This is a genomic window from Mediterranea sp. ET5 (assembly GCF_023337025.1).
In the GTDB taxonomy this organism is placed as follows: domain Bacteria; phylum Bacteroidota; class Bacteroidia; order Bacteroidales; family Bacteroidaceae; genus Phocaeicola_A.
The window spans coordinates 14,312-39,267 of record NZ_JAMBLN010000009.1 but is presented as its reverse complement, the minus strand read 5'-3'; the positions used below and the strand labels follow the sequence as shown (position 1 = coordinate 39,267).

The 24,956-nt window shown below is 59.1% G+C and carries 21 protein-coding genes; 1 reads left to right on the top strand and 20 read right to left on the bottom strand.

Translation table 11 applies throughout. The features are described from left to right. Positions 1-310: 310 nt before the first annotated feature. From M3087_RS07025 to dut, 18 genes are all read right to left on the bottom strand, one after another. Positions 311-760 carry a GatB/YqeY domain-containing protein gene (locus tag M3087_RS07025; RefSeq protein WP_022385829.1) on the bottom strand — a complete coding sequence of 150 codons (450 nt, stop codon included), beginning with the start codon at positions 758-760 and terminating at the stop codon, positions 311-313. 99 nt (positions 761-859) lie between these two features. Next, complete coding sequence (gene ftsZ / locus M3087_RS07020; protein ID WP_249094664.1) at positions 860-2,158, bottom strand: cell division protein FtsZ; 1,299 nt, start codon at positions 2,156-2,158, stop codon at positions 860-862. Between the two features lie 40 nt (positions 2,159-2,198). Continuing rightward, positions 2,199-3,926: a cell division protein FtsA gene (gene ftsA / locus M3087_RS07015; RefSeq protein ID WP_022385831.1), complete on the bottom strand. Its 1,728-nt coding sequence runs from the start codon at positions 3,924-3,926 to the stop codon at positions 2,199-2,201. 20 nt (positions 3,927-3,946) lie between these two features. Then, on the bottom strand, positions 3,947-4,684 hold the full coding sequence (locus M3087_RS07010; protein ID WP_022385832.1) for a cell division protein FtsQ/DivIB: 738 nt from the start codon (positions 4,682-4,684) through the stop codon (positions 3,947-3,949). Then, positions 4,678-6,057 (bottom strand): UDP-N-acetylmuramate--L-alanine ligase, encoded by a 1,380-nt coding sequence (locus tag M3087_RS07005; RefSeq protein ID WP_249094662.1) that lies wholly within the window; start codon positions 6,055-6,057, stop codon positions 4,678-4,680. The genes M3087_RS07010 and M3087_RS07005 overlap by 7 nt, the downstream gene beginning before the upstream one ends. After that, positions 6,047-7,177 (bottom strand): undecaprenyldiphospho-muramoylpentapeptide beta-N-acetylglucosaminyltransferase, encoded by a 1,131-nt coding sequence (gene murG / locus M3087_RS07000; RefSeq protein WP_249094661.1) that lies wholly within the window; start codon positions 7,175-7,177, stop codon positions 6,047-6,049. Before murG ends, M3087_RS07005 begins: the two co-directional genes overlap by 11 nt. A 350-nt stretch (positions 7,178-7,527) precedes the next feature. Then, entirely contained in the window at positions 7,528-8,802 is a 1,275-nt protein-coding gene (locus M3087_RS06995; protein ID WP_022385835.1) for an FtsW/RodA/SpoVE family cell cycle protein, read from the bottom strand. Between the two features lie 18 nt (positions 8,803-8,820). Then, complete coding sequence (gene murD / locus M3087_RS06990) at positions 8,821-10,158, bottom strand: UDP-N-acetylmuramoyl-L-alanine--D-glutamate ligase (RefSeq protein ID WP_022385836.1); 1,338 nt, start codon at positions 10,156-10,158, stop codon at positions 8,821-8,823. 2 nt (positions 10,159-10,160) lie between these two features. Next, complete coding sequence (mraY, locus tag M3087_RS06985; RefSeq protein ID WP_249094658.1) at positions 10,161-11,429, bottom strand: phospho-N-acetylmuramoyl-pentapeptide-transferase; 1,269 nt, start codon at positions 11,427-11,429, stop codon at positions 10,161-10,163. 14 nt (positions 11,430-11,443) lie between these two features. Beyond that, entirely contained in the window at positions 11,444-12,898 is a 1,455-nt protein-coding gene (locus M3087_RS06980; protein WP_249094655.1) for a UDP-N-acetylmuramoyl-L-alanyl-D-glutamate--2,6-diaminopimelate ligase, read from the bottom strand. A 52-nt stretch (positions 12,899-12,950) separates the two neighbouring features. Beyond that, positions 12,951-15,071: a penicillin-binding protein gene (locus M3087_RS06975; RefSeq protein WP_249094653.1), complete on the bottom strand. Its 2,121-nt coding sequence runs from the start codon at positions 15,069-15,071 to the stop codon at positions 12,951-12,953. A gap of 4 nt (positions 15,072-15,075) precedes the next feature. Continuing rightward, the gene (locus tag M3087_RS06970) at positions 15,076-15,468 is read right to left on the bottom strand and encodes an FtsL-like putative cell division protein (protein ID WP_234395679.1); all 393 of its coding nucleotides are present in this window, start codon (positions 15,466-15,468) and stop codon (positions 15,076-15,078) included. Positions 15,469-15,473: 5 nt separating this feature from the next. Next, positions 15,474-16,421, bottom strand: coding sequence for a 16S rRNA (cytosine(1402)-N(4))-methyltransferase RsmH (gene rsmH, locus M3087_RS06965; RefSeq protein ID WP_249094651.1), 948 nt, complete (start codon positions 16,419-16,421; stop codon positions 15,474-15,476). Positions 16,422-16,537: 116 nt separating this feature from the next. Next, positions 16,538-16,756, bottom strand: coding sequence for a hypothetical protein (locus M3087_RS06960; RefSeq protein ID WP_249094649.1), 219 nt, complete (start codon positions 16,754-16,756; stop codon positions 16,538-16,540). Positions 16,757-17,011: 255 nt separating this feature from the next. Further along, entirely contained in the window at positions 17,012-18,295 is a 1,284-nt protein-coding gene (locus M3087_RS06955) for a murein hydrolase activator EnvC family protein (RefSeq protein ID WP_249094648.1), read from the bottom strand. Between the two features lie 92 nt (positions 18,296-18,387). Beyond that, complete coding sequence (locus tag M3087_RS06950; protein ID WP_249094646.1) at positions 18,388-19,224, bottom strand: DUF4292 domain-containing protein; 837 nt, start codon at positions 19,222-19,224, stop codon at positions 18,388-18,390. Continuing rightward, positions 19,221-21,017 (bottom strand): tetratricopeptide repeat protein, encoded by a 1,797-nt coding sequence (locus M3087_RS06945; protein WP_249094644.1) that lies wholly within the window; start codon positions 21,015-21,017, stop codon positions 19,221-19,223. Before M3087_RS06945 ends, M3087_RS06950 begins: the two co-directional genes overlap by 4 nt. Before the next feature lie 31 nt (positions 21,018-21,048). Beyond that, positions 21,049-21,483, bottom strand: a complete 435-nt coding sequence (gene dut / locus M3087_RS06940) for a dUTP diphosphatase (RefSeq protein WP_022383475.1) — start codon at positions 21,481-21,483, stop codon at positions 21,049-21,051. 119 nt (positions 21,484-21,602) lie between these two features. Here dut and M3087_RS06935 point away from each other — a divergent pair, with 119 nt between their 5' ends. Then, positions 21,603-22,934 carry a deoxyguanosinetriphosphate triphosphohydrolase gene (locus M3087_RS06935; protein ID WP_249094642.1) on the top strand — a complete coding sequence of 444 codons (1,332 nt, stop codon included), beginning with the start codon at positions 21,603-21,605 and terminating at the stop codon, positions 22,932-22,934. A 22-nt stretch (positions 22,935-22,956) separates the two neighbouring features. Here M3087_RS06935 and M3087_RS06930 read toward each other — a convergent pair whose 3' ends face one another. Further along, entirely contained in the window at positions 22,957-23,946 is a 990-nt protein-coding gene (locus M3087_RS06930; protein ID WP_022385898.1) for a GNAT family N-acetyltransferase, read from the bottom strand. A 25-nt stretch (positions 23,947-23,971) separates the two neighbouring features. Continuing rightward, positions 23,972-24,793 (bottom strand): 1-acyl-sn-glycerol-3-phosphate acyltransferase, encoded by an 822-nt coding sequence (locus M3087_RS06925; protein WP_249094640.1) that lies wholly within the window; start codon positions 24,791-24,793, stop codon positions 23,972-23,974. Between the last annotated feature and the right edge of the window lie 163 nt (positions 24,794-24,956).

Below are 24,956 nucleotides of genomic sequence, written 5' to 3'. Positions count from 1 at the left end.
ACTCCCGGCTGTGCTGTTCGTTGTGAAACGGAACGGGTGAAATCTGCATCCATGTGTATTTTGCGAATCGCCTGAGAAGGGCCTCGGAATCCACGAAACTGTATTTTGGTGCGAGGAAGGGGCGTGTGGAGGGCTTCGTTTGACAAAGTGTCAGTGGACGGTCGTCCCCGTCGGCTGATAAAAACAAAGACAGAGGCACGAAAGCACAAGAGAGACGGGAGAACGCATCCTGTCCATCCCTATCCTGTGCTTCCGTGCCTCTGCGTGTGGGGGAGGTCAGCCCCGGACGTTTCAGGTCAGCTGACGGGGCTTATCCCAGCAACTCCTTGACCTTGGCGGAGATGGCACGTCCCTCAGCCTGTCCGGCAAGACGCTTGGTGGCGGTGCCCATCACCTTGCCCATGTCCTTGGCGCTGGTGGCGCCCACCTCGGCAATGATGGCTTTCAGGGCAGCCTCCAGTTCGGCTTCACTCATCTGCTTCGGGAGGTAGGCTTCGAGGACACTGACTTGTGCCAATTCGCCTTCAGCGAGGTCTGCACGTCCCTGTCCCTTGTAGATTTCAGCGGAATCTTTGCCTTGTTTCACCAGTTTCTGGATGAGCTTCAGGGCGTTGTCGTCCGTCAGTGTATCGTTTGCACCCGGAGCGGTCTTTGCCTCCAGAAATACTTTCTTCACGTTGCGCAAGGTCTCCAGACGTACCTTGTCTTTGGCCTTCATGGCCTCCTTGATGTCGTTGCTTATTTGATCAAACAGACTCATAGATTAGTAGTTTTTAAGTTTGTGTGAGGGGCGGGCGGTCTGCCCGTCCGTTATTTTATGGTTGAGTAGCGGACGCACAGCCGGTGTGTCCGCTACGGTTCAGAACGAGATGGTTCCTCCCTGTTGCGCGGAAGCAGCCGACGGCGTTGCCTGTTCTGCCTTCTCGAGCTGTTGGGCGGCGATGCGTTTGAGGGCGGCTTTGTCGCGCGTATAGGTCGGGGATTCTTCGAGGTTGAAGATGATGTTGTCGTCGTCGAGTGTCTCGGGGGTGAAGAGATAGATGTGGTGCTTCTTCACATGTCCCTTGGTCGTGACGGAACCCCGTCCGTAGATGTCCTCGATGCGGGTTGTCTCCGTCTGTTCCTTCTCGATGCGGTCCTGGTCGACCAGGGCGTCCACTTCGTCGCCGGTGAAGTTCTTCACGTCGAAGCCCGATGCCAACAGGGTAATCTTGACGCTGTTGCCCAGTGAGTTGTCGATAGCGTATCCCCAGATGACCTTCACGTTGGAGTTGAGGTTCTGCATGAACTCGTGGATGGCGTTGACCTCGTCCATCATGAAGTTTGACTCTTCGCTGAAGGAGAGGTTGATGAGCACCCGTTGGGCATTGACGATGTCCGTGTTGTTGAGCAGGGGCGAGTGGAGGGCGTCCTTGATGGCGTTTTCCACGCGGGCATCCCCTTCGCCGAGACCGGTACTGATGATGGCCACACCGCCGTTGCGCAGGGTCGTGCTGACGTCGGCGAAGTCGAGGTTCATCGTACCCTCGATGGTGATGATTTCCACGATGCTCCGGGCGGCGATGGAGAGGGTGTCGTCGGCTTTCGTAAATGCGTTGACGAAGGTCAGGTCGGCATAAATGGAGCGCAGCCGTTCGTTGTTGATGATCATCAGCGCGTCGACATTCTCCTTGATGGCATCCACGCCGTCGATGGCCTGGAGGATTTTATCGCGTCCTTCAAAGAGGAAGGGGATGGTGACGATGCCGATGGTCAGGATGCCCATCTCCTTTGCCACACGTGCCACGACGGGAGCGGCTCCGGTACCTGTTCCGCCACCCATACCGGCGGTGATGAACACCATCTGTGTGCCGTCGCTGAGCAACCGGCGGATGTCCTCGATGCTTTCTTCGGCAGCTTCCTTGGCCTTGGGCGGGCAGTTGCCTGCACCCAATCCCTTGGTGATGGTGGGTCCGAGCTGGAGCTTCACGGGGATGGGCGACCGTGCCAGTGCCTGGTTGTCGGTGTTGCAGAGTGCAAAGGTCACTCCCTCGATGCCCTCGTTGTACATGTGGTTGACGGCATTGCCACCGCCGCCGCCCACACCGATGACTTTGATGATACTTGTCGATTTGTCGTCCAGTGAGAGGAACGACACCAGTTTATCGTCGTTTGGCATATCAGTAGTTGTTTATAGGTGTGTGAGGTGATGTTGTTTCTTAGTCGTTCATGATGATGTCTCCCAGTCCGAGCAGCTTGCCGAAGAAGCTGTTCTCCCGCTTCACTTTCTCGGCAATCTCCCCGGCTTTCTCCTTGACACGTTCGGCAGCCTCGGTGGCGGCTTCGATGTCTGCAAACACGACGCGTGCCTCGCTGAGGTAGGCTTCGTCGGTGATGGTATCCATGACGGTGGAGGCGTTGTCGCGCAGTCCCTGGATTTCCTTCAGTCGGGCGATGGCGGAGATGTTTGCCTTGTGGGCGGCTTTCGAGTCTTTCTCCTCTTGTGCCTTCTTGACCTCTTTCAGGGCTTCGTTGAGTTTTTCCTGGGTGAGGACGATGTTGTCGGCAGCCGACTTCACTTCAGCCAGCGCCGCGGTGTTGGCTTTGACGCGTGCCTCTTCGGCAGCCTTACGCTTGCGTGCCTCCTCTTCGGCAGCGGCGGCTTTGGCTGCGGCTTCGCGTTCCTTGCGTTCGCGCTCTTCGGCTTCACGTCTGGCTGCTTCGCGTTCCTGTTCCTCGTGTTCCTTCTGCTGCATCTGTTCGATGAGATCGGTTGCCGGGGCTACGGGTTCCGGTCGGTAGCAGTTCTCCTTGCCGGCAGCCACGAGGGCGAAGAGGGTGTTCAGGCGTCCGTTCTTGGCATAGAGTTCCTGCTCGGTGGCCTTGATGGGCATGTTCACCGTGCCTGCAATGCGTATCTTGATGTATTTTCCTTTCTGCATGAAGGCGCCTTGGAGGTTGCGCAGGTTGGCGCCTCCGCCGGTCAGGACATATCCGGCGGTCAGCTTGTCGCTGTATCCCGCCAGCATAATCTGGTTGCGTACGTTGGCGACAATCTCTTCGGTGCGTGCGCCCACAATCTCGTTGAGGAGCTTCGCCTGGATGTTGCGGCTCTCGTTGATGGGGTATTTGTCGTCGTCACTGTTCTCGTCGGGGAGCGTGAAGCCGGAGCCGTAGGTACATTTCAGCATTTCAGCATCCTCTTCCTCGATTTGCAGTGAACAGATGTCCTTGGTGATGTTGTTTCCTCCCAGGGGGATGACGGCGAGGTGGCGCAGCAGTCCCTGTTTGTAGATGGCTACGGTCGTGGTGTCGGCTCCGCAGTCGATGAGGGCGCAGCCCAGCCGCATCTCGTTCTCCTGCAGGACGGCGTCGGCGAGTACCAGCGGTGAGATGAAGAAGCCTGCAATCTCGATGCCTGCCTGTTCGAAGCAGGTGATGATGTTGCGTTTCACCGAGGTGCGTGCGACGATGTTGAGGAAGTGTCCCTCAATCTCGTTGCTGATGATGCCCACCGGGTCGAGGTGGTTGGTGTTCTTCACCTTGTATTCCTGTGGAATGACGTCGAGGATGTCGCGGTCGGGATAACGCGTCTGCCGGTTGTTGGCGATGAGCTGGTTGACGATGTCCGGTGTGATGGCGGTCTCACGGGGCAGATGTTCCACCACGAAGTTCTTTTCCGAGTGGAGCGACTGTCCGCCGATGCCCACATACACCTTGGCTATCTCGGCTTCCAGCTGTTCTTCCAGCTTGTTGATGATTGAAGTAAGCCCCAGTACGGTCTTGTTGATGTTGTAGATGATGCCTTTGCGGATAAAGGCAGAGGCTTCTTCGCGAGCGTAGGCAAATATCTGGATGCTTCCGTCGCTGTTTCTTTTTCCGGCCATTCCCGTGAGCTTCGACGAGCCCAGCTCGATGGCTACGATGAAATCTTTCACTGCTGTCATATACTTACTTCTTGGTTTCGTTATCGGTTCTTGGTGCAAATAATCTGGTTGTTAAACTCTAGGCTGATGCGGGCGTACTTGTTCCATCCCACTTTGTTCAATGCCTTTTCGTAGAAGGTGCGCAGGCGTGCCAGCTTGCCTTCGATGTCCCGTGGCTTGCCGAGGAAGACAATGTGGTCTCCTACGCGTGGAACTATCTCCAGTTCGCCGTCCGGTGTGACGTTGACCTGCTCGACCTGGCTGTTCCAGAACGGGTCGTTCTGGAGGCATCTGCCCAGTTCGACGAGTAGGGAGGCGGCATTCTTCTGCGTCACGTGTCCCGTCACGACCGGCAGGTGGGCGGCATAGCCCGAGCGGGGGATGACGGTCCCGTAGCTGTCGAGGTAGTATTGTTCGCCGTTGTCTGCCATGATGCGGAACACGGGAATGCGCTGGCTGATTTTCACGCAGACCTGTCCCGTGGGGCTCTTGAAGCATTCCGCTTCCTTGATGAAGGGGCTTTTGTCCAGACAGGCCTCGATGTCGCGGCAACGTATGGAGTCAAGCTTTTTGCCCTTGGGGTACAGCCCGTCTTTCTGCAGGAGGTGCTTGATGTCGGCAGGGGTGATGAAGTCTCCCTCTTGTCCGTCAGCGTCGACGGTCACGGCCAGGTCGGTGCACACGGCATCGGCAGGCTGCCGGTTCAGGCGGGTCATTGCCACTGCCAGGTAGGCGAGCAGGAGCAGGACGACGGTCAGGATGAGGATTTTCTTCAGCATGGTTCGTTCAGGATGTCACAGAGTTGGGGAACATAGCGGTCCAGGTCGCCGGCACCGAGCAGTATCAGTACTTCCGGACGTTTGGTACGGATGATGTCAGGCACTTCCTCCTTCCGGCAGAGGGTCTTCTCCACTCCCGGTGCAAGGCGGTCGTAGATGAGCCGGCTCGTTACGCCTTCGATGGGGGCTTCCCTTGCCGGATAGATGTCCGTCAGGATGACCTCGTCAAAGAGCGAGAGGCTCTCGGCGAAGTCGGCATAGAAGTCGCGTGTCCGGGTGTAGAGGTGCGGCTGGAAGAGTGCCGTGAGCTTCTTGCCTTTATAGAGTTCGCGGATGGACAGCGCACTCTGCCGCAGTTCGGCAGGGTGGTGTGCGTAGTCGGTCAGGAAGGCACGTTCGGGTGTGCGTATCTTGAAGTCGAACCGACGTTCCACGCCGCGGTAGCTTGCCATGCCGTTACGGAGTTCCTCGTCGGTGGCTCCGTTGAGCTGTGCCAGTGCCATGGCGGCGATGCTGTTGTCGATGTTGATGCTTACGGGGACTCCCAGGCTGATGTCGCGCACGGTGCCGCGGGGCGACACGAAGTCGAACGTGATGTCTCCGCCTCCGATACGGATGTTCTCGGCATGGAAGTCGCCGTGTTCACGCGAATAGGTGTAGACGGTCACCCCCTCGGCTACGTCGGGATGCATCTCCAGTCCTTCGTGGATGATCAGGCAGCCGTCAGGACGGATGAGGGTGGTGAAGTGGCGGAAGCTCTCCAGGTATGCCTCCTTCGTCCCGTACACATCGAGGTGGTCGGGGTCGGTCGCCGTAATGACCGCCATGTAGGGCGTCAGGTGATGGAAGGAGCGGTCGAACTCGTCGGCCTCAATGACTACGAGGTCGCTCCTGGTGGAGAGCAGCAGGTTGGTCCCGTAGTTTTGTGAGATGCCGCCAAGGAAGGCGGTGCAGCCGACATGGGACTCGTAGAGCAGGTGTGCCGCCATGGTCGATGTGGTGGTCTTCCCATGTGTGCCCGCCACGCAAAGTCCGCGGTCGGAACGGGTGATGACCCCCAATACCTGGGCACGCTTGTGCAGTTCGAAGCCGTGTTCCCTGAAGTAGGTCAGTTCCCGGTGTGTCGGCGGAATGGCGGGTGTGTAGACCACCAGCGTCGTGGCAGGGTCCTTGCATGCTTCAGGAATCAGGTCGGTGTTCTCTTCGAAATGGAGCAGTGCTCCTTCGCGCATCAGTTGCTCGGTCAGTTCGCTCGGGGTGCGGTCATAGCCTGCCACCACCTTGCCTTTCGACAGGAAGTAGCGTTCGAGGGCGCTCATGCCGATGCCGCCAGCTCCGATGAAGTAGACCGAGCGTATGGTATCAACGTTCATGATTGTTCCGGTAGTTTGCTGCCAGTGCCAGTACTTCGTCGGCGATGCGGTCCGCCGAGTTGTAGAAGGCAAGCTTGGCAATGTTTTCACTCAGGGTGCGCAGGCGGGGAGCATCGTTCACGGCATCGATGGCGGTGGCGAGCATCTTCTCTTGCGCTTCACTGTCTTTCACGTAGAGTGCCGCTCCCTTGTCGACCAGGGCAAGGGCGTTCTTCGTCTGATGGTCTTCCGCTACGTTGGGCGAGGGCACCAGTACCACAGGCTTGCGCAGCAGACAGAACTCCGAGATGGAGCCGGCTCCGGCACGCGAGATGACCAGGTCGGCAGCGCTGTAGGCGAGGTCCATGCGGCTGATGAAGTCCGTGACGTGGAGCATCGGGAGCTCTCCGGCTTCCGCGACGCGGCGGCGGGCATCATCGATGTAGATTTTGCCGGTCTGCCAGATGAACTGGACACCCGAAGAGCGGATGAGGTCCAGGTGGGAGAGTACGCACTGGTTGATGGTGCGTGCGCCGAGGCTTCCGCCGATGATGAGGATGGTCTTCTTTTCCGGGTCGAGTCCGAAGGAACGGACGGCCTCGCTGCGGTCGGTCTGCCGGTCGAGCAGGTCCTGGCGGACGGGGTTGCCCGTCATGATAATCTTCCCGGCGGGGAAGAAACGTTCCATCCCTTCATAGGCAACGCAGATTTTCTCCGCCTTTTGGGCCAGCAGCTTGTTGGTGACGCCGGCGTATGAGTTCTGTTCCTGAATCAGGGTGGGGATGCCCATCATCCCTGCGACTTTCAGGGTGGGACCGCTGGCATAGCCGCCTACACCCACTGCTACCTGCGGACGGAACTCCTTGATGATGTGCCGTGCCTTCAGCTGGCTTTTGGCAAGTTTCCAGAGTACGGCAATGTTGCGCCACAGGTGTTTGCGGTCGAATCCGCACACGGGCAGTCCGACGATGTCGTAGCCTGCCGCCGGGACGCGTTGCATCTCCATGCGTCCCAGTGCGCCCACGAAGAGGATGCGTGCGTCGGGACGTTTGGCTTTGAGGGCATTGGCGATGGAGACTGCGGGGAAGATGTGTCCTCCGGTACCACCGCCGCTTATGATGATTCTCAGTTCTTCTTCCATTTGAATGGTCGTTTTGGGGATTGTTCCACAAAAGTACGAATAAATCAATATAGCGGTGTGGTAAACAACGAGATAATTTTGCGTCGGGTGTGAAAAAGGGGAAGAAGGGAAAAGGAAGGGGAGGATAGGGAACGGTTTATAAAGAATAGGAACGCGCGGATGCAGCCGGATTCCTGTCGGAATTCAGGAGGCTATATGCTCGAAGAGGCGGACTGGCATACCCTTCTGTTGCCGATGCTCCGGTACGGTCCGGGGAGAAACAGAGACGCCGGAGAGGGCGGATGCGTCCGTTCTTTCCTGAAAGATGAAGGAACGTTGACATACGACCTCTCCGGCGTCGGATGTTGGGGTTACAGGAGTCCTCCCTGGCGTGGCTCGGTGTCGAGTCCGCTACCCAGTTCTTCAAGGCGTTCGGCTTTGGCGATGTCGCCTTCTGCGAGTGCCTGTTGCTTGTCAGCCTGGATGTTGTTGTAGCGGCTTACGCTCAGGATGATGCCGATGTAGACGCAGTTGATGAGCGTCGATGTACCACCCCGGCTGATGAGGGGCAGCGGTTGTCCCGTCACGGGGAACAGACCGACGGCGACCATCATGTTGACAAAGGCCTGCATGACGATGAGCAATGCCACGCCGATGGCCATCAGTGCCGGGAAGTCCCTGTTGCACTTGTTGGCAATCTTTGCCGTACGGATGAGCAGGATCACGTAGAGGAAGATGATGCCTGCGGCGGGCAGGATACCCAGTTCCTCAAGGATGATGGCGAAGATGAAGTCGGAGTATGCCTGGGGCAGGTTGTCGCGGGTCTTCGAGTTGCCGGGACCCAGTCCGATGACGTTGCCCGAGGCGATGGCAATGTGGGCGTGTCCCACCTGGTAGTTCGCCTGGATGTCGTATTTCTCGGGAGGAACTGTCTCCTGATGCTTGTCGCTGAAGTCCAGGAGGCGGTTCTTCCACGTGGGGCCGCGTCGCTCCAGCAAGGGGACTTTCTTCAGCGTGTCAGTCGGTGTGACGAGCAGGAAGGTGGCGAAGAGTCCGCCGGCAAGGACGATGATTCCCAGCAGGGCGCCCAGCTGACGGAAAGGTACGCGTCCGATGAACATCATCAGGAAGATGATGCCGCCCAGGATGAGTGCCGTCGAGAGGTTGTCGGGGGCAATGAGCAGGAGGGTGGGGATGGTGCAACCGAGTATCCACTTGAAGGCGGTGCGGGAGGAGCCCTTCTCTTCCTGGAAATGCGAGAGGATGATGGCGACCGTGATGATGAGTCCCATCTTTGCCAGCTCGGAGGGTTGGAAAGGCACACCGAAGATTTTGAACCAGCGTATGCCATCGTTCTTTTCCACACCCAGTCCGCATTGCATCAGGATGAGGCAAATCCACGTAAAGAGCAGCAACAGCGGGGCGAGCTTGAACACACGCAGGGGGATGAACTGCACGCCGATAGCCAGGGCCGCACCGCCAACAAGGAATCCGGTGTGGCGGATAATCTGTGACGTGTAGTTTCCCGTCTGGAAGGCCAGCGTACTGCTCGCGCTGAACACTTCGAGGACGGAGGTGAGGCAGAGGAGCAGGAACACTGCCCACACGACCTTGTCACCTTTGAAGAGGTTTTTGAGAAGTTCCATAAGCCTGAGGGTTAGAGGTTAGGACCGGAGGGCCCGGACGCATGCCTTGAACTGGTCGCCGCGGTCTTCGTAGCTCTTGAAGAGGTCGAAGCTGGCGCAGCAGGGGCTGAGCAGGACGGTGTCGCCGGGTTGTGCCATGCGGCGGGCGGCGTCGATGGCATCCGCCATGCTGCGGACATCGGCTACGGGTAATCCCATGGGGTCGAAGAAGTCGTGCAGCTTCTCGTTGTGCAGTCCCATGTAGACGAGGGCGCGGCACTTCTGTGCCACGAGGTCCTTGATTTCGTTGTAGTCGTTGCCCTTGTCCTTGCCGCCAAGGATGAGCACGGTGGGTGTGGTCATGCTTTGCAGGGCGTACCAGCAGGAGTTGACGTTGGTGGCTTTGGAGTCGTTGATGTATTCCACGCCGTCGACCGTGCCGGCTTTCTCCAGGCGGTGGGGTACCCCCTTGAAGTCGCTGAGGGCTTCGCGGATGGTCTCCTTGCGGATGCCTGCGAGGTTGGCGGAGATGCCTGCTGCCATGGAGTTGTACAGGTTGTGGGTACCGGTGAGTGCCAGTTCCTCCTCCTCCATGTTGAAGGCGATGGGTTCGGTGAAATAGAGCTTGTTGTCCTCGGTGTAGGCGATGACGCCCTGCTCCTTCAGCTCGGAGAACGGGCAGAGCTTTGCCTGGATGCCGTACTTCTTCAGTTCGCGGCGGATGATGGGGTCGTCGTTCCAGAAGATGAAGGCGTCGTCCTGCGTCTGGTTCTGTATGATGCGGAACTTGGCGTCGATGTAGTTCTGCATGTTGTGGTCGTAGCGGTCGAGGTGGTCGGGCGTGATGTTCATCAGCACGGCGATGTTTGCCCGGAAGTTGTACATGTTGTCGAGCTGGAAGCTGCTCAGCTCGATGATGTAGTAGTCATAGTCCTTCTCGGCGACCTGCAGGGCGAGGCTCTGTCCGATGTTTCCTGCCAGACCGACGTTCAGCCCTGCGCTGCGGAAGATGTGATAGATGAGCGAGGTCGTGGTGGTCTTCCCGTTGCTGCCCGTGATACAGATCATCTTGGCGTGGGTGTAGCGCCCGGCAAACTCTATCTCAGAGATGACGGGGATGCCCTTCTCCTTCACGCGGAGCACCATGGGGGCGTCGTTGGGGATGCCGGGGCTCTTGATGACTTCGTCGGCATTGAGGATGAGCGATTCCGTGTGATGGCCCTCCTCCCAGGCGATGCCTCTGCTGTCGAGCATCTGCTTGTACTTATCTTTGATGGCCGACAGGTCCGACACGAACACGTCAAAGCCTTTGACCTTGGCAAGGACAGCTGCGCCGGCTCCGCTCTCGCCGGCTCCTAAAACAACAATACGTTTCATTGTCATCTGATTTTAAGTGTGATTATAGTGATTGCCGCCAGCACGATGGTCACAATCCAGAAGCGGACGGTGATTTTCGATTCATGGAAGGCGTTGGCAGGCTTGGTGAATACATAGCTGCAATTCGGGTCGAGCTGCGCCAGGGTGGTGCGGAAGTGGTCGTGGATGGGCGTCCGCTTGAACAGACGCTGCTTTACGCCCTTCTTTTTCCCACTCTTGTAGTAGCGCACCTGAAGGATGACCGAGAGGTTCTCCACGAGGAACACGCCGCACAAGATAGGGATGAGCAGCTCCTTGTGGATGATGATGGCGAACACGGCGATGATGCCGCCGATGGTGAGGCTGCCCGTGTCGCCCATGAATATCTGTGCCGGGTAGGCATTGTACCACAGGAAGCCGATGAGGGCACCGATGAAGGCGCAGATGAAGATGACCAGCTCCTCACTTCCCGGGATATACATGATGTTCAGGTAGCTGGCGTACTCGATGTGGCTGGAGACGTAGGCGAGGATGCCGAGTGTCACGCCGATGATGGCGGAGTTGCCCGCAGCCATGCCGTCCATGCCGTCGTTGAGGTTCGCGCCGTTCGAGACCGCAGTGACCACGAAGATGGTGACGAGGACGAAGAGCACCCAGCCCGCGGCTTCCTTGTGCTCGCCCATGAAGCCCACGAGGTCGGCATAGTCCAGGTTGTTGTTCTTGAAGAAGGGGATGGTGGTCTGGGTAGACTTCTCCGCCTGGCTCTCATGGACGATGGCGACGGTGTTGTTCACCTGGCGGTGCTCGATGTTCTTGCGTATCACCACGTCGGGGCTGAGATAGAGTGTCAGACCGACGATGAGTCCCAGTCCGACCTGTCCGATAATTTTGAACTTCCCGTGCAGTCCCTCCTTGTCGTGCTTGAAGGTCTTGATGTAGTCATCGAGGAAGCCCAGTGTGCCCAGCCACACCGTGGTGATGAGCATCAGCACCATGTAGATGTTGTCCAGCCTCCCCAGCAGCAGGCAGGGGATGAGTATGGCGACGATGATGATGATGCCGCCCATGGTGGGCACGCCCACCTTGCCGGTATTGAAGGGGTCGATGCTGGCATCGCGTTGTTCCTCGGAAATCTGCTTGCGCTTCAGCAGGGTGATGAAGTACTGCCCGAAGATGGAGGAGATGAGCAACGCCAGGATGATGGCGATGAGCGAGCGGAACGACACGTAGCCGAACATGCGCGCTCCGGGGAAGTCGAGCCCCTCAAGGTATTTGAAGAGATAGTAGAGCATTCGTCTGTCGTTGGTTAGTGGTTAGCAAATAGGTCGCGGATGATTTCGCGGTCGTCGAAGTGGTGTTTCACGCCTTTTATCTCCTGATAGTCCTCGTGTCCCTTGCCTGCCACCAGGACGACATCGCCCGGTTGGGCGAGCAGGCAGGCAGTGCGGATGGCTTCGCGACGGTCGACGATGGAGAGGGTCTTCCGCTTGTCCTCTGCGGTCAGCCCGGCGAGCATGTCGTCGATGATGGCTTGCGGTTCCTCGAAGCGGGGGTTGTCGGACGTGATGATGAGGCGGTCGCTCTGGCGGGCAGCCTCCTGTGCCATCAGTGGACGCTTGCCCTTGTCGCGGTTGCCGCCGGCTCCCACCACGGTGATGACATGACCCTGGCCGCGGAGCACCTCGTGGATGGCATTGAGCACATTCTCCAGGGCATCGGGGGTGTGGGCGTAGTCGACGATGGCGGTGTACCCGTCCGGCGAACGCTGGGCGTCAAATCGTCCGGCGACGGGGCGGAGCAGGCTCAGTGCCACCAGCACGTCCTCGGGCTTCTTGCCCAACAGGACGGCGGCCCCGTAGACCGCCAGCAGGTTGGACGCATTGAAACGACCGATGAACTGCACGTTGACCTCCGTGCCGTTGATGTCCATCAGCATGCCTTCGAAACCGTCCTCCAGCACTTTGCCCTGGAAGTCGCACAGACTGCGGAGCGAGTAGGTCGCCACGCGGGCACGGGTGTTCTGCACCATGACCATGCCGTTGCGGTCGTCGGCGTTGGTCAGTGCGAAGGCGCTCTTGGGCAGTCCGTCGAAGAAAGCCTTCTTCGCCTTGAGGTAGTTCTCGAACGTCTTGTGATAGTCCAGATGGTCGCGTGTCAGGTTCGTGAAGATGCCCCCGGCAAAGCGGAGTCCCCCGATACGCTTCTGGGCGACGGAGTGTGAGCTGACCTCCATGAAGACGTACTTGCACCCCTCGTCGGCCATGCGTCCGAGCAAGGCGTTGAGCGTGATGGGGTCCGGCGTGGTGTGGTCGGTCGGGATAGCCTCGTCGTCAATGTAGTTGCACACGGTGGAGAGGAGTCCCACCTTGTAACCGAAGTGCCGGAACATCTTATATAATAAGGTAGCGATGGTCGTCTTGCCGTTGGTGCCGGTCACTCCCACCAGTTCCACCTTAGAGGTCGGGTCGCCGTAGAAGGTGGTAGCGACCTGTCCCACGACGTCTTCGGTACTGTCCACCACGACGTAGGTCACGCCCTCGGCGAGCGTGTCGGGCAGGGTCTCGCAGAGGATGGCGCGTGCCCCCAGTTCGATGGCCTTGCCGATGTAGGCATGTCCGTCCGTCTGTGTACCGCGGAGGGCGATGAAGAGGTGTCCCCCGGCAATGCGGCGCGAGTCGATGTTCACGCCCGTGATGTCGCACTGCGGGTCGCCGCTCAGGTTGTTTATCTTGATGTGTTCAAGCAGTCTTTCCAGTTTCATAACAGTTCAGGTTTGGGAACCTCCGGTGGAGGCTCCGGGTGGTTATAATCAGTTAATTGCGTAATCGTATCACTACCGCCGCGCCCTTTGATACACGGCTTCCGGGCAGGATGCTCTGGTAGTAGACGTGTCCCACGCCTTCCATCCGGACACGCAGCCCGGACTGTTCGAGCGCATAGACGGCGTCTTTCGCACCCATGCCGCGTACGTTGGGGACCAGCCCCTTGCGGAAGGCAAGCGGTTTCAGGCTGACCGCCACGGAGTCGCTGTGGAACGTAGCCCACGGGCTGTCGCCCACGCCGGGTGCACGGCGAGTCTTCACCTGGAGAGCCTGCAGCACCGTCTCCGTCTCAGCCAGGTCGCCGTCCTTCACCGTGGGGACGACCACCGAAGTGGAATCGATGGCATCCTCCAGCCGCAGCGTCAGGTCCTTGGCGTACACGCGTTCGGCTATGCGGCTGAACACGCTGCCCGCCATCAGTCCGCCCGAAGCGGGGCCATGAGGAATGCGGATGGAGACAATCATGCTGTACTTCGGGTGCTCGGACGGGAAGAAGCCGCAGAAGCTTACGAGATACTTCACCGTGCCCGACTTGTAGCCCGACGCGCCTTGCGACACCTGTGCCGTGCCCGTCTTGCCCGACACGCTGAACTGCTTGCTGCCGGCGGGCTTGGCAAGTCCCTGGCTTACCACGCGCCGCAGGATGGTGCGTATCTGCGTCAGGGTCGTGTCGGAGCAGATTTTCGGGTTGATGACTTCCACCGGGTACTCCTCCACCACCTCGTCTCCCTGCATGGCAGCGGTGACGAAGCGCGGGCGCACCATCGTCCCGTTGTTGGCGATGGCGTTATAGAACGTCAGGATGTTGATGGGCGGAATCATGGTCTCATATCCGATGCTCATCCACGGCAGCGACGTCAGCGAGAAGTTCTTCCGTTCCTTGGGTCCCTTGATGTAGGGCGTGCCTTCTCCCGGCACCTGGAGGTGCAGGGGCTTGTCGAGGCTCATGCGTTTCAGTCCGTTGACGAAGCGTTGCGGGTCGTCGTGGTAGAACTGGTCGATGATGGACGACACGCCCACGTTGGACGACACCTCGAGGATGCGGCTCACATTGATTTTGCCGTAGCCGCCGCGGTGCCAGTTGTGGTCGCGCATGGGGCGGCGGTACATCATGCGGATGCCGTTGCCCGTGTCCACTTCGTAGTCGGGGGTGATGTATCCGTCCTCCATCGCCACCATGATGGAGGCGGTCTTGAAGGTGGAGCCCGGCTCCATCATGCTGCCCACAGCCCAGTTGTCCTTCTCATAGTAGAGGCTGTCGCCGGTCTTGGTCAGGTTCACGATAGCCTTCACGTCGCCCGTGGCGACTTCCATCAGGACCGCCGTCCCCCAGTCGGCGTTGATTTCCTTCAGCTTGTCCATGAGTGCCTTCTCGGCGATGTCCTGCATGTCCACGTCGATGGTGCTGATGATGTCGCACCCGTCCACCGGCCGGCGGTCGACGATGAGCACTCCGTTCGCGCCCATCACCTTCTGCCGGTGGGCGATGCCCGGCGTACCGCGCAGGAGCGAGTCGAACGACAGCTCCAGTCCGCTGATGGCAGAGTCTTTCGAGGGAAACATCTCGCCCAGCGTCCGTCGTGCCAGCGAGCCGAAGGGCTTCTTGCGCTGGTTGAACGGCTCGCCGATGAGGCCGCTCTTGTTCTTGGAACGTTCCAGGACGGGCAGCTGCTTGATTTCCTGGAACTGGGTGAACGAGATGCGGTAGGGGTAGAGCGGGTAGTGGCGTGCGCCCAGTTTGCGTCCCTTCTTGAAGGTCGCCTTGAACTCCGCCACGCTGCGGTCGGGGAGTATCCGGTGCATCCCCTTGCATATCTCGTCGAGGTGTGCCATCAGGAGGGAGTCTTTCTCCTTGCCTCCTGCCTTGAAGTCCATGTAAATCTTGTATTCCGGCAGGCTGCTCGCCATGAGCTGTCCGTCGGCGGAGAGGATGTTGCCGCGTGTGGCCTTCACCGGCACATTCTCCGAGACGTACCGTTCCGCCACGGTGTGCCAGTAGTCCCTCTCTCCGAACATGATGACGCCCGCCTTCACGATGATGGAGATGCCCACGACCACCATCAGGACGATGAGGGCGAGGTAGCGTGTGAGTATGTTCTTATGCTTCGCCATAGGCTTACTTGATTAGGTAGGGTGGGTTGGTCGATGTCTGGAGGGTGCTCTTCTCCTTGGAGACGTACTCCTCGATTTTCGACTGCCGGCTCTTCTCCGTCAGTTCAGACGAGCGTGTGAGCGCGTTGTACTTCATGTTGGTCAGCTCCTTCTTCATCCGGTCGATGGCGATGATTTGCTGCTGGCAGGCATAGCGGTTTCCGATGTAGAGGATGCCGTACACCACGAGCATCACCAGCAGCCAGAACTGCCGGCGCAGGAACTTATGGGTCAGGATGTCGCCCCCCAGGAAGCTTTTGAACGAGAGCTTCTCCTCGCCGTCTTCAGCTGACGGCCGGTGCTTCTCCTCCGGCTGTTCGGGAGCGGGTATTGCGGTAGTCTTGTCTTCTTCTTCCATAGTGATTAATCGTTTTCGGTTGCCTGTTGTTCCGTGTCTGTTGCCGTCCGTTCGGCGATGCGCAGCTTGGCGCTCCGCGAGCGGGGGTTGCGTTGCTGCTCGGCTTCATCGGGGACGATGACTTTGTTCGTGACCAGGCGGAAGGGAGTTTCCACCCGTCCGAAGAAATCCTTCACCACGCGCCCCTCGGTGTTGCCCGTCTTCATGAGGTTCTTCACGATGCGGTCCTCCAGCGAGTGGTAGGTGATGACCACCAGGCGTCCGCCCGGCTTGAGCACCCTGACCGCGGCGGCGAGCATCTCCTTGAGCGCCTCCATCTCCTGGTTCACCTCGATGCGCAGTGCCTGGAACACCTTGGCAAGCTCTTTCTTCTCACGTTCGCGTCCGAAGAGCGGCTTCACGACGGCGAGAAACTCCTCGATGGTCGTCAGCGGTGCCGACGCACGAGCCTTGACCAGTGTGGCGGCAAGCTTGCGGCTGTTCTTCAGTTCCCCGTAAAGGTAGAACAGGTCCGCCAGACGCTCTTCGCTGTAGGTGTTCACCACGTCGGCGGCCGTCAGTCCCGACCGCTTGTTCATGCGCATGTCGAGCTTGCCCTCGAAGCGGAACGAGAAGCCCCTTTCGCTGTCATCGAAGTGGTGGGACGACACGCCCAGGTCGGCAAGGATGGCATCCACCTGTTCGTGGTGGTAGTAGCGCAGGAAGTTGTGGAGGTAGCGGAAGTTGCTCCGCACGAATGTGAACCGCGGGTCGTCGACGATGTTCTTTTCCGCGTCCTCATCCTGGTCGAAGCTGTAGAGGCGGGCGGTGTCGTCCATGCGGCGCAGTATCTCGCGCGAGTGTCCGCCGCCGCCGAAGGTCACGTCGACATAGATTCCTCCGGGCTGTATGTTCATGCCGTCCACGCTGGGATGCAGCAGGACGGGGATATGGTAGACTGGTCCTTCGCTCATAGTGAGTCTCTGATGTTTAAGTTGTTGCATCGTTGTCGCCCCTGACGGCGAATTTGGGTGTAAAGGTACTCAATAATCGTGTACTGCGCATGCTCTTTGTGCGAAAAAGAGCCTATTTAGTTATCAACACAGTGTTGAAAAACGCCGCGTCCGTCCGCCGTTTTCGACGGACGCCGGACGAACGGCGCGCGGCAAGGACGCTGCGGTGCGTGTTCCCGTCCCGTCAGCGAGTGCAGACAGGGGCAGGCGGACGGGCGGAAGGCATGTGCCGTCCCTTCATCTTGTTGGATTTTTTCAAAACGGACGAACGGACGGAGAACTCGTTTTTTTCTCATCCGTCCGTTCGGATAGAATCGTCGTAAGGTGTTGATTTACAGATATGATTTCGCTAAAGGTTTTTTAACTTCATACGGACGCGTCCGTACGCTCGTACGGATGGGTCACTACGCTCGTACGGACGCGTCCGTACGACGCTGCGGACAGGTCCGTACGAAGCGAGGAATGGGACGGTTCTTTTCGAGCTGTAAATTTGTAATGTTTGTTTGACGTGTGGACCTTTTCTGGATGATGGGGCACAGTTCCGGTGGCGCCTAGAGCTTCAGCCATGCCTCCGGGTTGAGTCGTGCCGTCTCCTTGCGGAGTTGGAAGTGCAGGACCAGGTTGCCCGACGGGTCGGCAGCCACTTCGCCCAGCGTGTCACGCGTCTTCACCTGCTGTCCGCGTCTGACGTGAGTCGACTTGAGGTTGCAGTAGACGGAGATGTAGCTCCCGTGGCGCACCAGTACGTTCGTCATGCCGTTATACTGGAACACCGCTGACACCTCCCCGTCGAAGATGGCACGCGCCTGTGCCCCCGGACGGCCCTTGATGTCGATGCCCTTGTTGTCGAGCGTCACGTGGGTGAGCCCGGGCAGGTTCTGCCTTCCGTAATGCTCCACGACGAGGTAGCCCCCGGTGATGGGGACGGGCAGGATGCCCTTGTTGCGCTCGAAGGTGGCAGAGAGGCGGCGGTCGCCGCTGTCGGTCTTGTAGGCTTCCATGGGAGCTGCTTTCGGGGTCTCCTTCGTCGTCCCGGTGGAGGAGGACGGACGTTTCTTTGCGGCGGCAGCCCGTCGGCGTGCCTCCTCCTCGGCACGCTTCTTGGCGGCGGCAATCTCTGCCTCGATGAGGCGGTCAATCTGTGCGTTCAGCCGTTCCGCCTGGCGGCGCTTCTGCGCCAGTTCGTTTTGCAGTCCCTTCTGCTTCTTCTGCAGACTTGCCACGAGGGTGCGCTGTGCCTGCTCCTGTTTCTCCAGCTTGTCCTGTTCAGCGGACTGCAAGCCCAGCAGGTTGCTCTTCTCGTTGCGCACCTGGGTCAGCTCCGCCTGCTTCGCCTGTATCTCCTGTTGCTTGCGGACGATTTCCTCGGCTTGCCGTCGCTGGAAGTCCCCGTACTCGCGGACGTAGCGCAGGCGTCGGTAGATTTGCGACAGCTCCTCGGCGGAGAAGATGAACATGAGCTTCTCCTCCATGCTGCGGTTCTTGTGGCGATATTTCACGGACGTGGCGTACTTCTCCCGCCGGTCGTCCAGCTGGCGTTGCAGGTAGCCCAGCTGTCCGCGGAGGGTGACCAACTCGCTGTCGAGCGCTTTCATGTCATCGACGATGGAGGCGATGAGTTTGCGGCGCATGTCTATCTGCCCGCCCAGCACCTTGAGGTCGTTGAGCTGGCTGCGCACGTCCTTCTGCGTGGAGAGCAGCATTTGTTCCGATGCGGCAATTTCCTTCTGCAGGGCGCCACGGCGTTCCTGCAACTCCTGAATCTTCCGGTTGGTCTGTGCTGCAAGGGGAAGGGTCAGGCATAAGGCTATCAGGCAAATCCACAGTCTGTTCATAGGGCAGGTCTTACGTTCGTTGGGTTAAAGTGCGTGTCAGGCGGAAGCGGTTCCGTCGGTCCGTCGGTCGGGAGTCCACCGCGGACGGAGGCTTACATCTTCATCAGCCGGTCGATGAGCTTGGCAGGGTCGACCCGTTCGTAGCGTTTCGACACCTGCGTCCGTGTCGCCCATCCGCTGTCGGTGCCGATGCGGTTGAGCGAGAGCGTCATCACTGCCGACGTGCGCAGCCCGAAAAGCTCGATGCGCATCTGGGCAGGATACTTCGCGCCTCCCAGGTCCACGAAGTCGCCGTAGGTCCAGTCCAGACGGTAGTCGGAGCGTGAGCTGATCTCGGTGCGCTCCAGCAGTCCCGTCACGAGGGAGGTGAAGAAGCGGTATGCCAGCCTGCGGTTCCCGTCGCCGGTGAGCACCACGCTGTCGCCCTCCCGGCTGACGTCAAAGTGGCGTGCCTCGGCAGGGGTGACGTGCTGCAGTCCCGGCAGGATGAGTTCGTTCCAGAAGAGTGCCTGGAGTGTGTAAAAGTCCACTTGGGACTCCCGCAGGAAGGCAACATCGTTGTATGCCACGGAGATATACTGGTGGTGCAGGCGGTCGACCAGCAGGACGGAGTCCCGGGTGAACTCGATGCGCCCGCCCTCGATGATGCCGAAGCCCACGAGCGAGAGCTGGATGACGTCGTCCTTCTTCATGCGGAAGTTGCCCCCGATGGAGAAGTCCTTCTCCCCCAGTTGCAGGGAGAAGCGCATCTTGGCGTTGATGCACTCGGTTTGCGGGGCCTGTGCGAGGACCCGCTCCACGCGTTCCGTCCGGTTGAGGCTTCCTGCGGACGGACTTTTGCCCGTCACACCACGGGACGACTTACATCCGGTGAGCAGTCCGGTAGCTGCGACAAGGCAGCACAGGGTAATCTGTTTCCACGCTTTCATTCGGCTATGTATTTCTTCAGTTTGATCTTACGTTCAAGTGTCTTGGACTCGTTGTCTTCCATCTCCAGCGCCTTCCGCCAGAACTCCAGCGCCTTCTCGGTATCGCCGGTCATGTAGTAGATGTCGCCGCAGTGTTCCCAGACGGCAGCTCCGGGCGACTGTTCGTTCTTGATGGCATCGTCGATGTAGAGCTTCGCCTCGGCATAGCGGCCCTTCTCGAAGAGGATCCAGGCGTAGGTGTCCAGGTAGGTGGCGTTCTGCGGTTCCGCCTTGACGGTCTTGTAGCTCATCTCTTCCGCCCGGTCGAGGTCTTTCCTTTCGAGGGAGAGGTAGTAGGCGTAGTTGTTGAGCGTGCCGATGTTCTCGGGGTTGTAGACGAGCGAGGAGTCGTAGGCGGCGTATGCCAGCTGGTTGTTCTGCTTCTCGTGGTAGATGTCCCCCATGAGCTGGTAGAAGTTGGAGATGAGTTCCTTGTCACTTTTCTCAGTGGCCTGCTCGACGCCTTTGCTGAAGGTGGCGAGCGCCTCGTCGGTGCGGTCCACCTGGTAGTAGGAGAGCCCGAGGTAGTAGTAGAACTCGATGACTTCGGGGTTGTACTCCAGTGCCGGGCGGCAGATGGCGATGGCGTCGTTGTAGTCGTCCTTCTTGACGGCATAGCTCAGCAGCTGGAGGCGTGCGACGGTATTGTCCGGCTCTATTTCCAGGATGTGGTAGAGCACGGGCTTGATGTGGTCGTCGGGCATTTGCTTCGTAATCATGTACTGGGCGCAGAGCATGCTCAGGTCCGCGCTCTCACGTTCGAGCGGGAGGATGCGTCGGAACATGTCCATGATGCGGGTCGTGTCGCCGTTGCCCGTCTGTTCGCTGTCGATGATGAGCTGGCGCATGATGTCGAGCCGGGTGGGTGTGTCGAGCTTCTCGTTGAGCAGGGCGCGGTCGAGGCAGGCGTTGTAGAGCGAGTCGTTGCCCTGACGCTGGTAGTAGCTTGCCACGGCGAGCTGAGCCTGGGGGTTGTCCGGCTCTTCGTCCAGTACGCCGCGGAAGGTGGCATAGGCGTCGTCCATCCGGTCGTTGTCCAGGTAGACGCCTCCGAGTATGAGCTTGTAGCGTGTGTCGTTCGGATATTCCTTCACGAGCTTCTCTATCTCGTTGAAGGCGTGTGCGGTGCTGTCCATCTGCAGGTAGATGCGGAACTTCTCCATGCTGAACTGCTCGGACTTTCCCTCCTTGACCTCCAGGCGGTCGAGGGTGCGGATGACGTTCGGGTTGTCCTGCTTCTCGCCGTAGAGGCTCACGAGTGCCAGGAGCGGTTCGCTGCGTTGGGGAAACTGTGCCGCCATGGACTCATAGACGGCGATTGCCTTGTCCGGCTGCCCGGCACGCTGGTAGAACGCCGCCAGCGTCTGTTTGTACCAGAAGTTGTCGGGGTTGACGGCGACGGCGCGCTCGAAGCAGTCCTGCGCCTTGTCCGCCTGGTTGAGCATCGTGTAGAAGTAGGCCATTTCATAGAGGACGGCGCCGGACGTCGGGTCGATGCTGAGGCAGTGCTCATACATCTCCAGGGCAGCGTCATAGTCGCCGGACTGCTTGAGTCGTGAGGCCTCGATGAGGAAGTATTCGAACTTGCGCTGCTCGTCCTCGGTCAAGGCTTTCTCGGTGACGGTTGCCGTGGCGGTGTCCGGCTGACGGGTGGCGCGTGCCGACGAGCCGCAGGAGGCAGCCAGCGCGAGCAGGCTGAGCCAGGCGCAGCACAGCACCAGACGTCGGAGTAGGAGGGTGGGGGTTCGTTTCATTGTCGGTAGTCGGAGTGGAGGTTGGGGGTCTTTAGTGCTTGCCGGTGTGACCGAAGCCACCGGCGCCACGTTCGGTGTCGTCGAGCGTGTCGACTTCGTTCCAGGTGACCTGCTCATGGCGTGCCACGACGAGCTGGGCGATGCGTTCGCCGTCCTCGATTACGAAGTCGTCCGGCGAGAGGTTGACGAGGATGACGCAAATCTCCCCGCGGTAGTCGGCGTCGATGGTGCCGGGAGCGTTGAGCACGCCGATGCCCTTCTTGATGGCAAGCCCGCTGCGGGGACGTACCTGTGCTTCATAGCCTGCGGGCAGGGCGATGTACAGCCCCGTGGGGACGAGGCAGCGTTGGAGGGGCTTCAGGACGATGGGCTGGTCGAGGTTGGCTCGGAGGTCCATGCCGGCGGACAGCGGCGTGGCGTATGCCGGCAGGGGATGTCTGGATTTATTGATGATTTCTACGTTCATAATCTGTCAGTACGTGTTCTGTCCTGCGAAAGTACGTAATTCGAAAAACATAGCGGAAAAGATTTTCAATTATTTAAGCGTATTGTAACTTTGCATCCGTACTAACGTGACACTCCGCTATGAAATGGAACCAACTCTTATCGAACAAACGCTTCGGCCTGGAGGAACTTCATGCCCGCAAGAAGGACGACCGCACGGAGTTCCAGCGGGACTATGACCGCCTCATCTTCTCAGCTCCGTTCCGGCGCTTGCAGAACAAGACACAGGTCTTTCCCCTGCCGGGCAGCATCTTCGTCCACAACCGGCTGACGCACAGCCTGGAGGTCTCCTGTGTGGGACGCTCGCTGGGCAATGACTCCGCCAAACAGCTGCTGGCGCTGCATCCCGAGCTGGCTGACACCCACCTGACGGAAATCGGCGCCATCGTCTCGGCGGCCTGCCTGGCGCATGATATGGGCAATCCGCCTTTCGGGCACTCGGGCGAGCGTGCCATCGGAACGTATTTCTCGGAAGGCAACGGACTGCGTCTGCGCGAACACCTCTCGGAGGAGGAGTGGCAGGACCTGATTCACTTCGAAGGCAATGCCAATGCTTTCCGTCTGCTGACCCACCAGTTCATCGGGCGCCGCAGGGGCGGCTTCGTGATGACCTACACGACCCTGGCTTCGATTGTCAAGTATCCCTACGCCTCGTCGCTGGCGCTGCATAAGCCCAAGTTCGGCTTTTTCGTCAGTGAGGCAGACGACTTCCGCCGCATTGCCGACGAACTGGGCATGGTGCGCCTGAGCCGTGAGGGTGCGCCCCTACGCTACGTGCGCCATCCGCTGGTCTACCTGGTGGAAGCGGCGGACGACATCTGCTATCAGGTGATGGACATGGAGGATGCCCACAAGTTGAAACTGGTGGGTACGGAGGAGATACGGCAACTGTTCCTCGGCTTCTTCGGTGAGGAGAAGCGGACGCACATTGCCGAGGTCTGCCGCATGGTGCAGGACGTGAACGAGCAGGTCGCCTACCTGCGTTCGTCGGTCATCGGAGTCTTGGTGAAGGAGTGTACCCGTGCCTTTGTCGAGCACGAGGAGGAGCTGTTGGCAGGGACGTTCAAGGGGAGCCTTATCGACCACATCAGCCCCGAGGTGCACGCGGCGTACGAGGCGTGTTCGCGCAAGGCATACGCCAGCATCTACCGTTCGAAGGACGTGGTGGACATCGAGCTCGCCGGTTTCAAGGTCATCATGACCCTGCTCGACCTGCTCATCGACGCGGTCATGTCGCCCGAGAAGGCTTACTCGCAGCTGCTCATCAACCGCGTGTCCGACCAGTACGACGTGCATGCACCCACGCTCTACGGGCGCATCCAGGCGGTGCTCGACTACCTGTCGGGCATGACGGACATCTACGCGCTGGACCTCTACCGCAAAATCAACGGCAACAGCCTCCCGGCGGTGTGAGGCGGGCAGGAACTGCCGGCGCCTACTGCTTGGACTCGTAGATGACCCGGTTGGCGCCGGAAGTGATTTTCAGGGCTTCGGGGTGCTGCTTGACGAAGGACTCGATGTGGCGGATGCGCTTCTCCTCCAGAATCTCGTCGACGGCAATCAGGATGCCGGTCTCCTCGACGTCGCCGAAGCCGTAGTTGATGGCAGTGCCGAACATGCGCATCGTCGGCGACAGCCCCATGTAGGCATTCACCAGCGGGGGAATGTTGTAGCCCAGCTTGCGCACCTCGGTGTTCAGTATCTTGTAGTCCTCCTTGAACGTTTCCTTACAGAAGATAGTTTTCAGCAGCTCCGGGTCCGTCTCCAGCTGGAGGGGCTTCAACGGTGTGATGAGGTTGTCCTTGTCCTCGAAGTGCTTGTTGAGGAAGTAGAGGATCATGTCCCGTCCGAAGCGGTTGTACGAAGGATACATGGTCATCTTTCCGAAGAAATACTTCACCTCAGGCATGACCACGGTGAGTGCTCCCAGGCCGTCCCACAAGTTGTCGAGGGCGAACAGCCCCTTCGAGCCTGCGCGGGTCGACTGGTATTCGAGGGTGACGAACGAACGTCCCAGCTCGATGGTCGTGGGCAGGAAGTCCGTCAGGAAGCGGTCGGAGAAGTGGAACAGGTGGGCGGTCGCCAGCTTCGGCTGTCCGTTCTCGTCGAACTGCACGTCCGTGCCGCGCAGGTAACGGTAACCGCCGAGAATCTCTTCCGCTTCCGGATTCCACACGACGAGCTGCTTGTAGGGGTTCTCCATCGTGTCATACTCGTCGAGGTCGTAGGGCAGTCCCGTCCCGCCGCCGGCAGCCCGGAAGGCGATTTCGCGCAGACGTCCGATCTCGCGCAGCACGTTCGGCGAGTCCTGGTACGTCACTATGTAGATTTCGTTGTTGCTCTTGTTCGTAAAACGAAGACGCTTGTCTTCGGTCAGCTCCGACTTCAGTACTTCCTTGGGTATCGGTGCGATGATTTCTTCCATAGATTTTTATTTGCTTTATGCTGGTTTACAACTTATAGACTGACTCTTTCACGTACGCCGCCCACTGTGCCGGTGTCCGGCTCTTGTCAAATGTCTGCCAGGGGATGGGCTTGCCGATGGTGACGCGGAAGGTCTTGTGGCGGTTCTTGAACATCTCGTCGGCGAGATAGAGCATGGCGATGTTGAACTTGATGCCCAACGCCTTGCATACGTTCGCCAGGTTGTAGAAGAAGTCGGAGTTGCGCCCCTCGAAGTGTATGGGGACAATGTCGCGCCGATGTTGCACGCTCTTCACGATGAAGGTCTTCTTCCACTCCAGGTCCCGGATGACACCGTTGTGCCGACGGGAGCAAAGCCCGGCAGGGAACATGATGATATGACAGTCCGAGTTGAAGCCGGCTTCCACCATGAGCGGGAAGTCCTTTGCCTGCGAGCCTGTCTTGTTGATGGGGATGAAGAGGGGGGCAAGGCCCTTGAGGTTCATCAGCAGGTCGTTGACCAGGTATTTGATGCGCCCGTCGTAATGCTTGCCGAGCAGGTAGCCCAGCGCCACGCCGTCCTGTCCACCCAGGGGATGATTGCTCACGAACGTGCAGAGCCGTCCGTCGTCGGGCAGGTTCTCCAGCCCGTGCACGTCCAGCTTCGTGTCGAGGAACTTCATCCCTTCTTCCAGAAAGTCCACGCCGACTTTCCCTTCCACACTGCGCAGGAACCCGTTGATTTCGTCCTGATGGACGATGCGCTTCAGGTAGGACACCACGAAGCGGGGTACATACTTTGCTTTCGCCCCTGCCTTGGCTTCCAAGATACGGTCTATGTCAATCAAGAACTGCGAGTCAGTCTTCATGCTTATCCTTGTCATATATAACTCCCTGCAAAAATAGTGCATCTTTTCTATTCCGTCTCCCTTGCATGAGGAAAAATTCAGGACGAACGCCAAATTCGTTGCCTTCTTGTTCATTTAGAACCGCCTTTATGCTACGAATCTGTCTCAAAATGGCTAATTTTGC

What these genes read in the sequence shown, in the direction of transcription:
- M3087_RS07025 (WP_022385829.1), bottom strand. Translation starts at nt 760, where the DNA reads ATGAGTCTGTTTGATCAAATAAGCAACGACATCAAGGAGGCCATGAAG.
- ftsZ (WP_249094664.1), bottom strand. Translation starts at nt 2,158, where the DNA reads ATGCCAAACGACGATAAACTGGTGTCGTTCCTCTCACTGGACGACAAA.
- ftsA (WP_022385831.1), bottom strand. Translation starts at nt 3,926, where the DNA reads ATGACAGCAGTGAAAGATTTCATCGTAGCCATCGAGCTGGGCTCGTCG.
- M3087_RS07010 (WP_022385832.1), bottom strand. Translation starts at nt 4,684, where the DNA reads ATGCTGAAGAAAATCCTCATCCTGACCGTCGTCCTGCTCCTGCTCGCC.
- M3087_RS07005 (WP_249094662.1), bottom strand. Translation starts at nt 6,057, where the DNA reads ATGAACGTTGATACCATACGCTCGGTCTACTTCATCGGAGCTGGCGGC.
- murG (WP_249094661.1), bottom strand. Translation starts at nt 7,177, where the DNA reads ATGGAAGAAGAACTGAGAATCATCATAAGCGGCGGTGGTACCGGAGGA.
- M3087_RS06995 (WP_022385835.1), bottom strand. Translation starts at nt 8,802, where the DNA reads ATGGAACTTCTCAAAAACCTCTTCAAAGGTGACAAGGTCGTGTGGGCA.
- murD (WP_022385836.1), bottom strand. Translation starts at nt 10,158, where the DNA reads ATGAAACGTATTGTTGTTTTAGGAGCCGGCGAGAGCGGAGCCGGCGCA.
- mraY (WP_249094658.1), bottom strand. Translation starts at nt 11,429, where the DNA reads ATGCTCTACTATCTCTTCAAATACCTTGAGGGGCTCGACTTCCCCGGA.
- M3087_RS06980 (WP_249094655.1), bottom strand. Translation starts at nt 12,898, where the DNA reads ATGAAACTGGAAAGACTGCTTGAACACATCAAGATAAACAACCTGAGC.
- M3087_RS06975 (WP_249094653.1), bottom strand. Translation starts at nt 15,071, where the DNA reads ATGGCGAAGCATAAGAACATACTCACACGCTACCTCGCCCTCATCGTC.
- M3087_RS06970 (WP_234395679.1), bottom strand. Translation starts at nt 15,468, where the DNA reads ATGGAAGAAGAAGACAAGACTACCGCAATACCCGCTCCCGAACAGCCG.
- rsmH (WP_249094651.1), bottom strand. Translation starts at nt 16,421, where the DNA reads ATGAGCGAAGGACCAGTCTACCATATCCCCGTCCTGCTGCATCCCAGC.
- M3087_RS06960 (WP_249094649.1), bottom strand. Translation starts at nt 16,756, where the DNA reads ATGAGAAAAAAACGAGTTCTCCGTCCGTTCGTCCGTTTTGAAAAAATC.
- M3087_RS06955 (WP_249094648.1), bottom strand. Translation starts at nt 18,295, where the DNA reads ATGAACAGACTGTGGATTTGCCTGATAGCCTTATGCCTGACCCTTCCC.
- M3087_RS06950 (WP_249094646.1), bottom strand. Translation starts at nt 19,224, where the DNA reads ATGAAAGCGTGGAAACAGATTACCCTGTGCTGCCTTGTCGCAGCTACC.
- M3087_RS06945 (WP_249094644.1), bottom strand. Translation starts at nt 21,017, where the DNA reads ATGAAACGAACCCCCACCCTCCTACTCCGACGTCTGGTGCTGTGCTGC.
- dut (WP_022383475.1), bottom strand. Translation starts at nt 21,483, where the DNA reads ATGAACGTAGAAATCATCAATAAATCCAGACATCCCCTGCCGGCATAC.
- M3087_RS06935 (WP_249094642.1), top strand. Translation starts at nt 21,603, where the DNA reads ATGAAATGGAACCAACTCTTATCGAACAAACGCTTCGGCCTGGAGGAA.
- M3087_RS06930 (WP_022385898.1), bottom strand. Translation starts at nt 23,946, where the DNA reads ATGGAAGAAATCATCGCACCGATACCCAAGGAAGTACTGAAGTCGGAG.
- M3087_RS06925 (WP_249094640.1), bottom strand. Translation starts at nt 24,793, where the DNA reads ATGAAGACTGACTCGCAGTTCTTGATTGACATAGACCGTATCTTGGAA.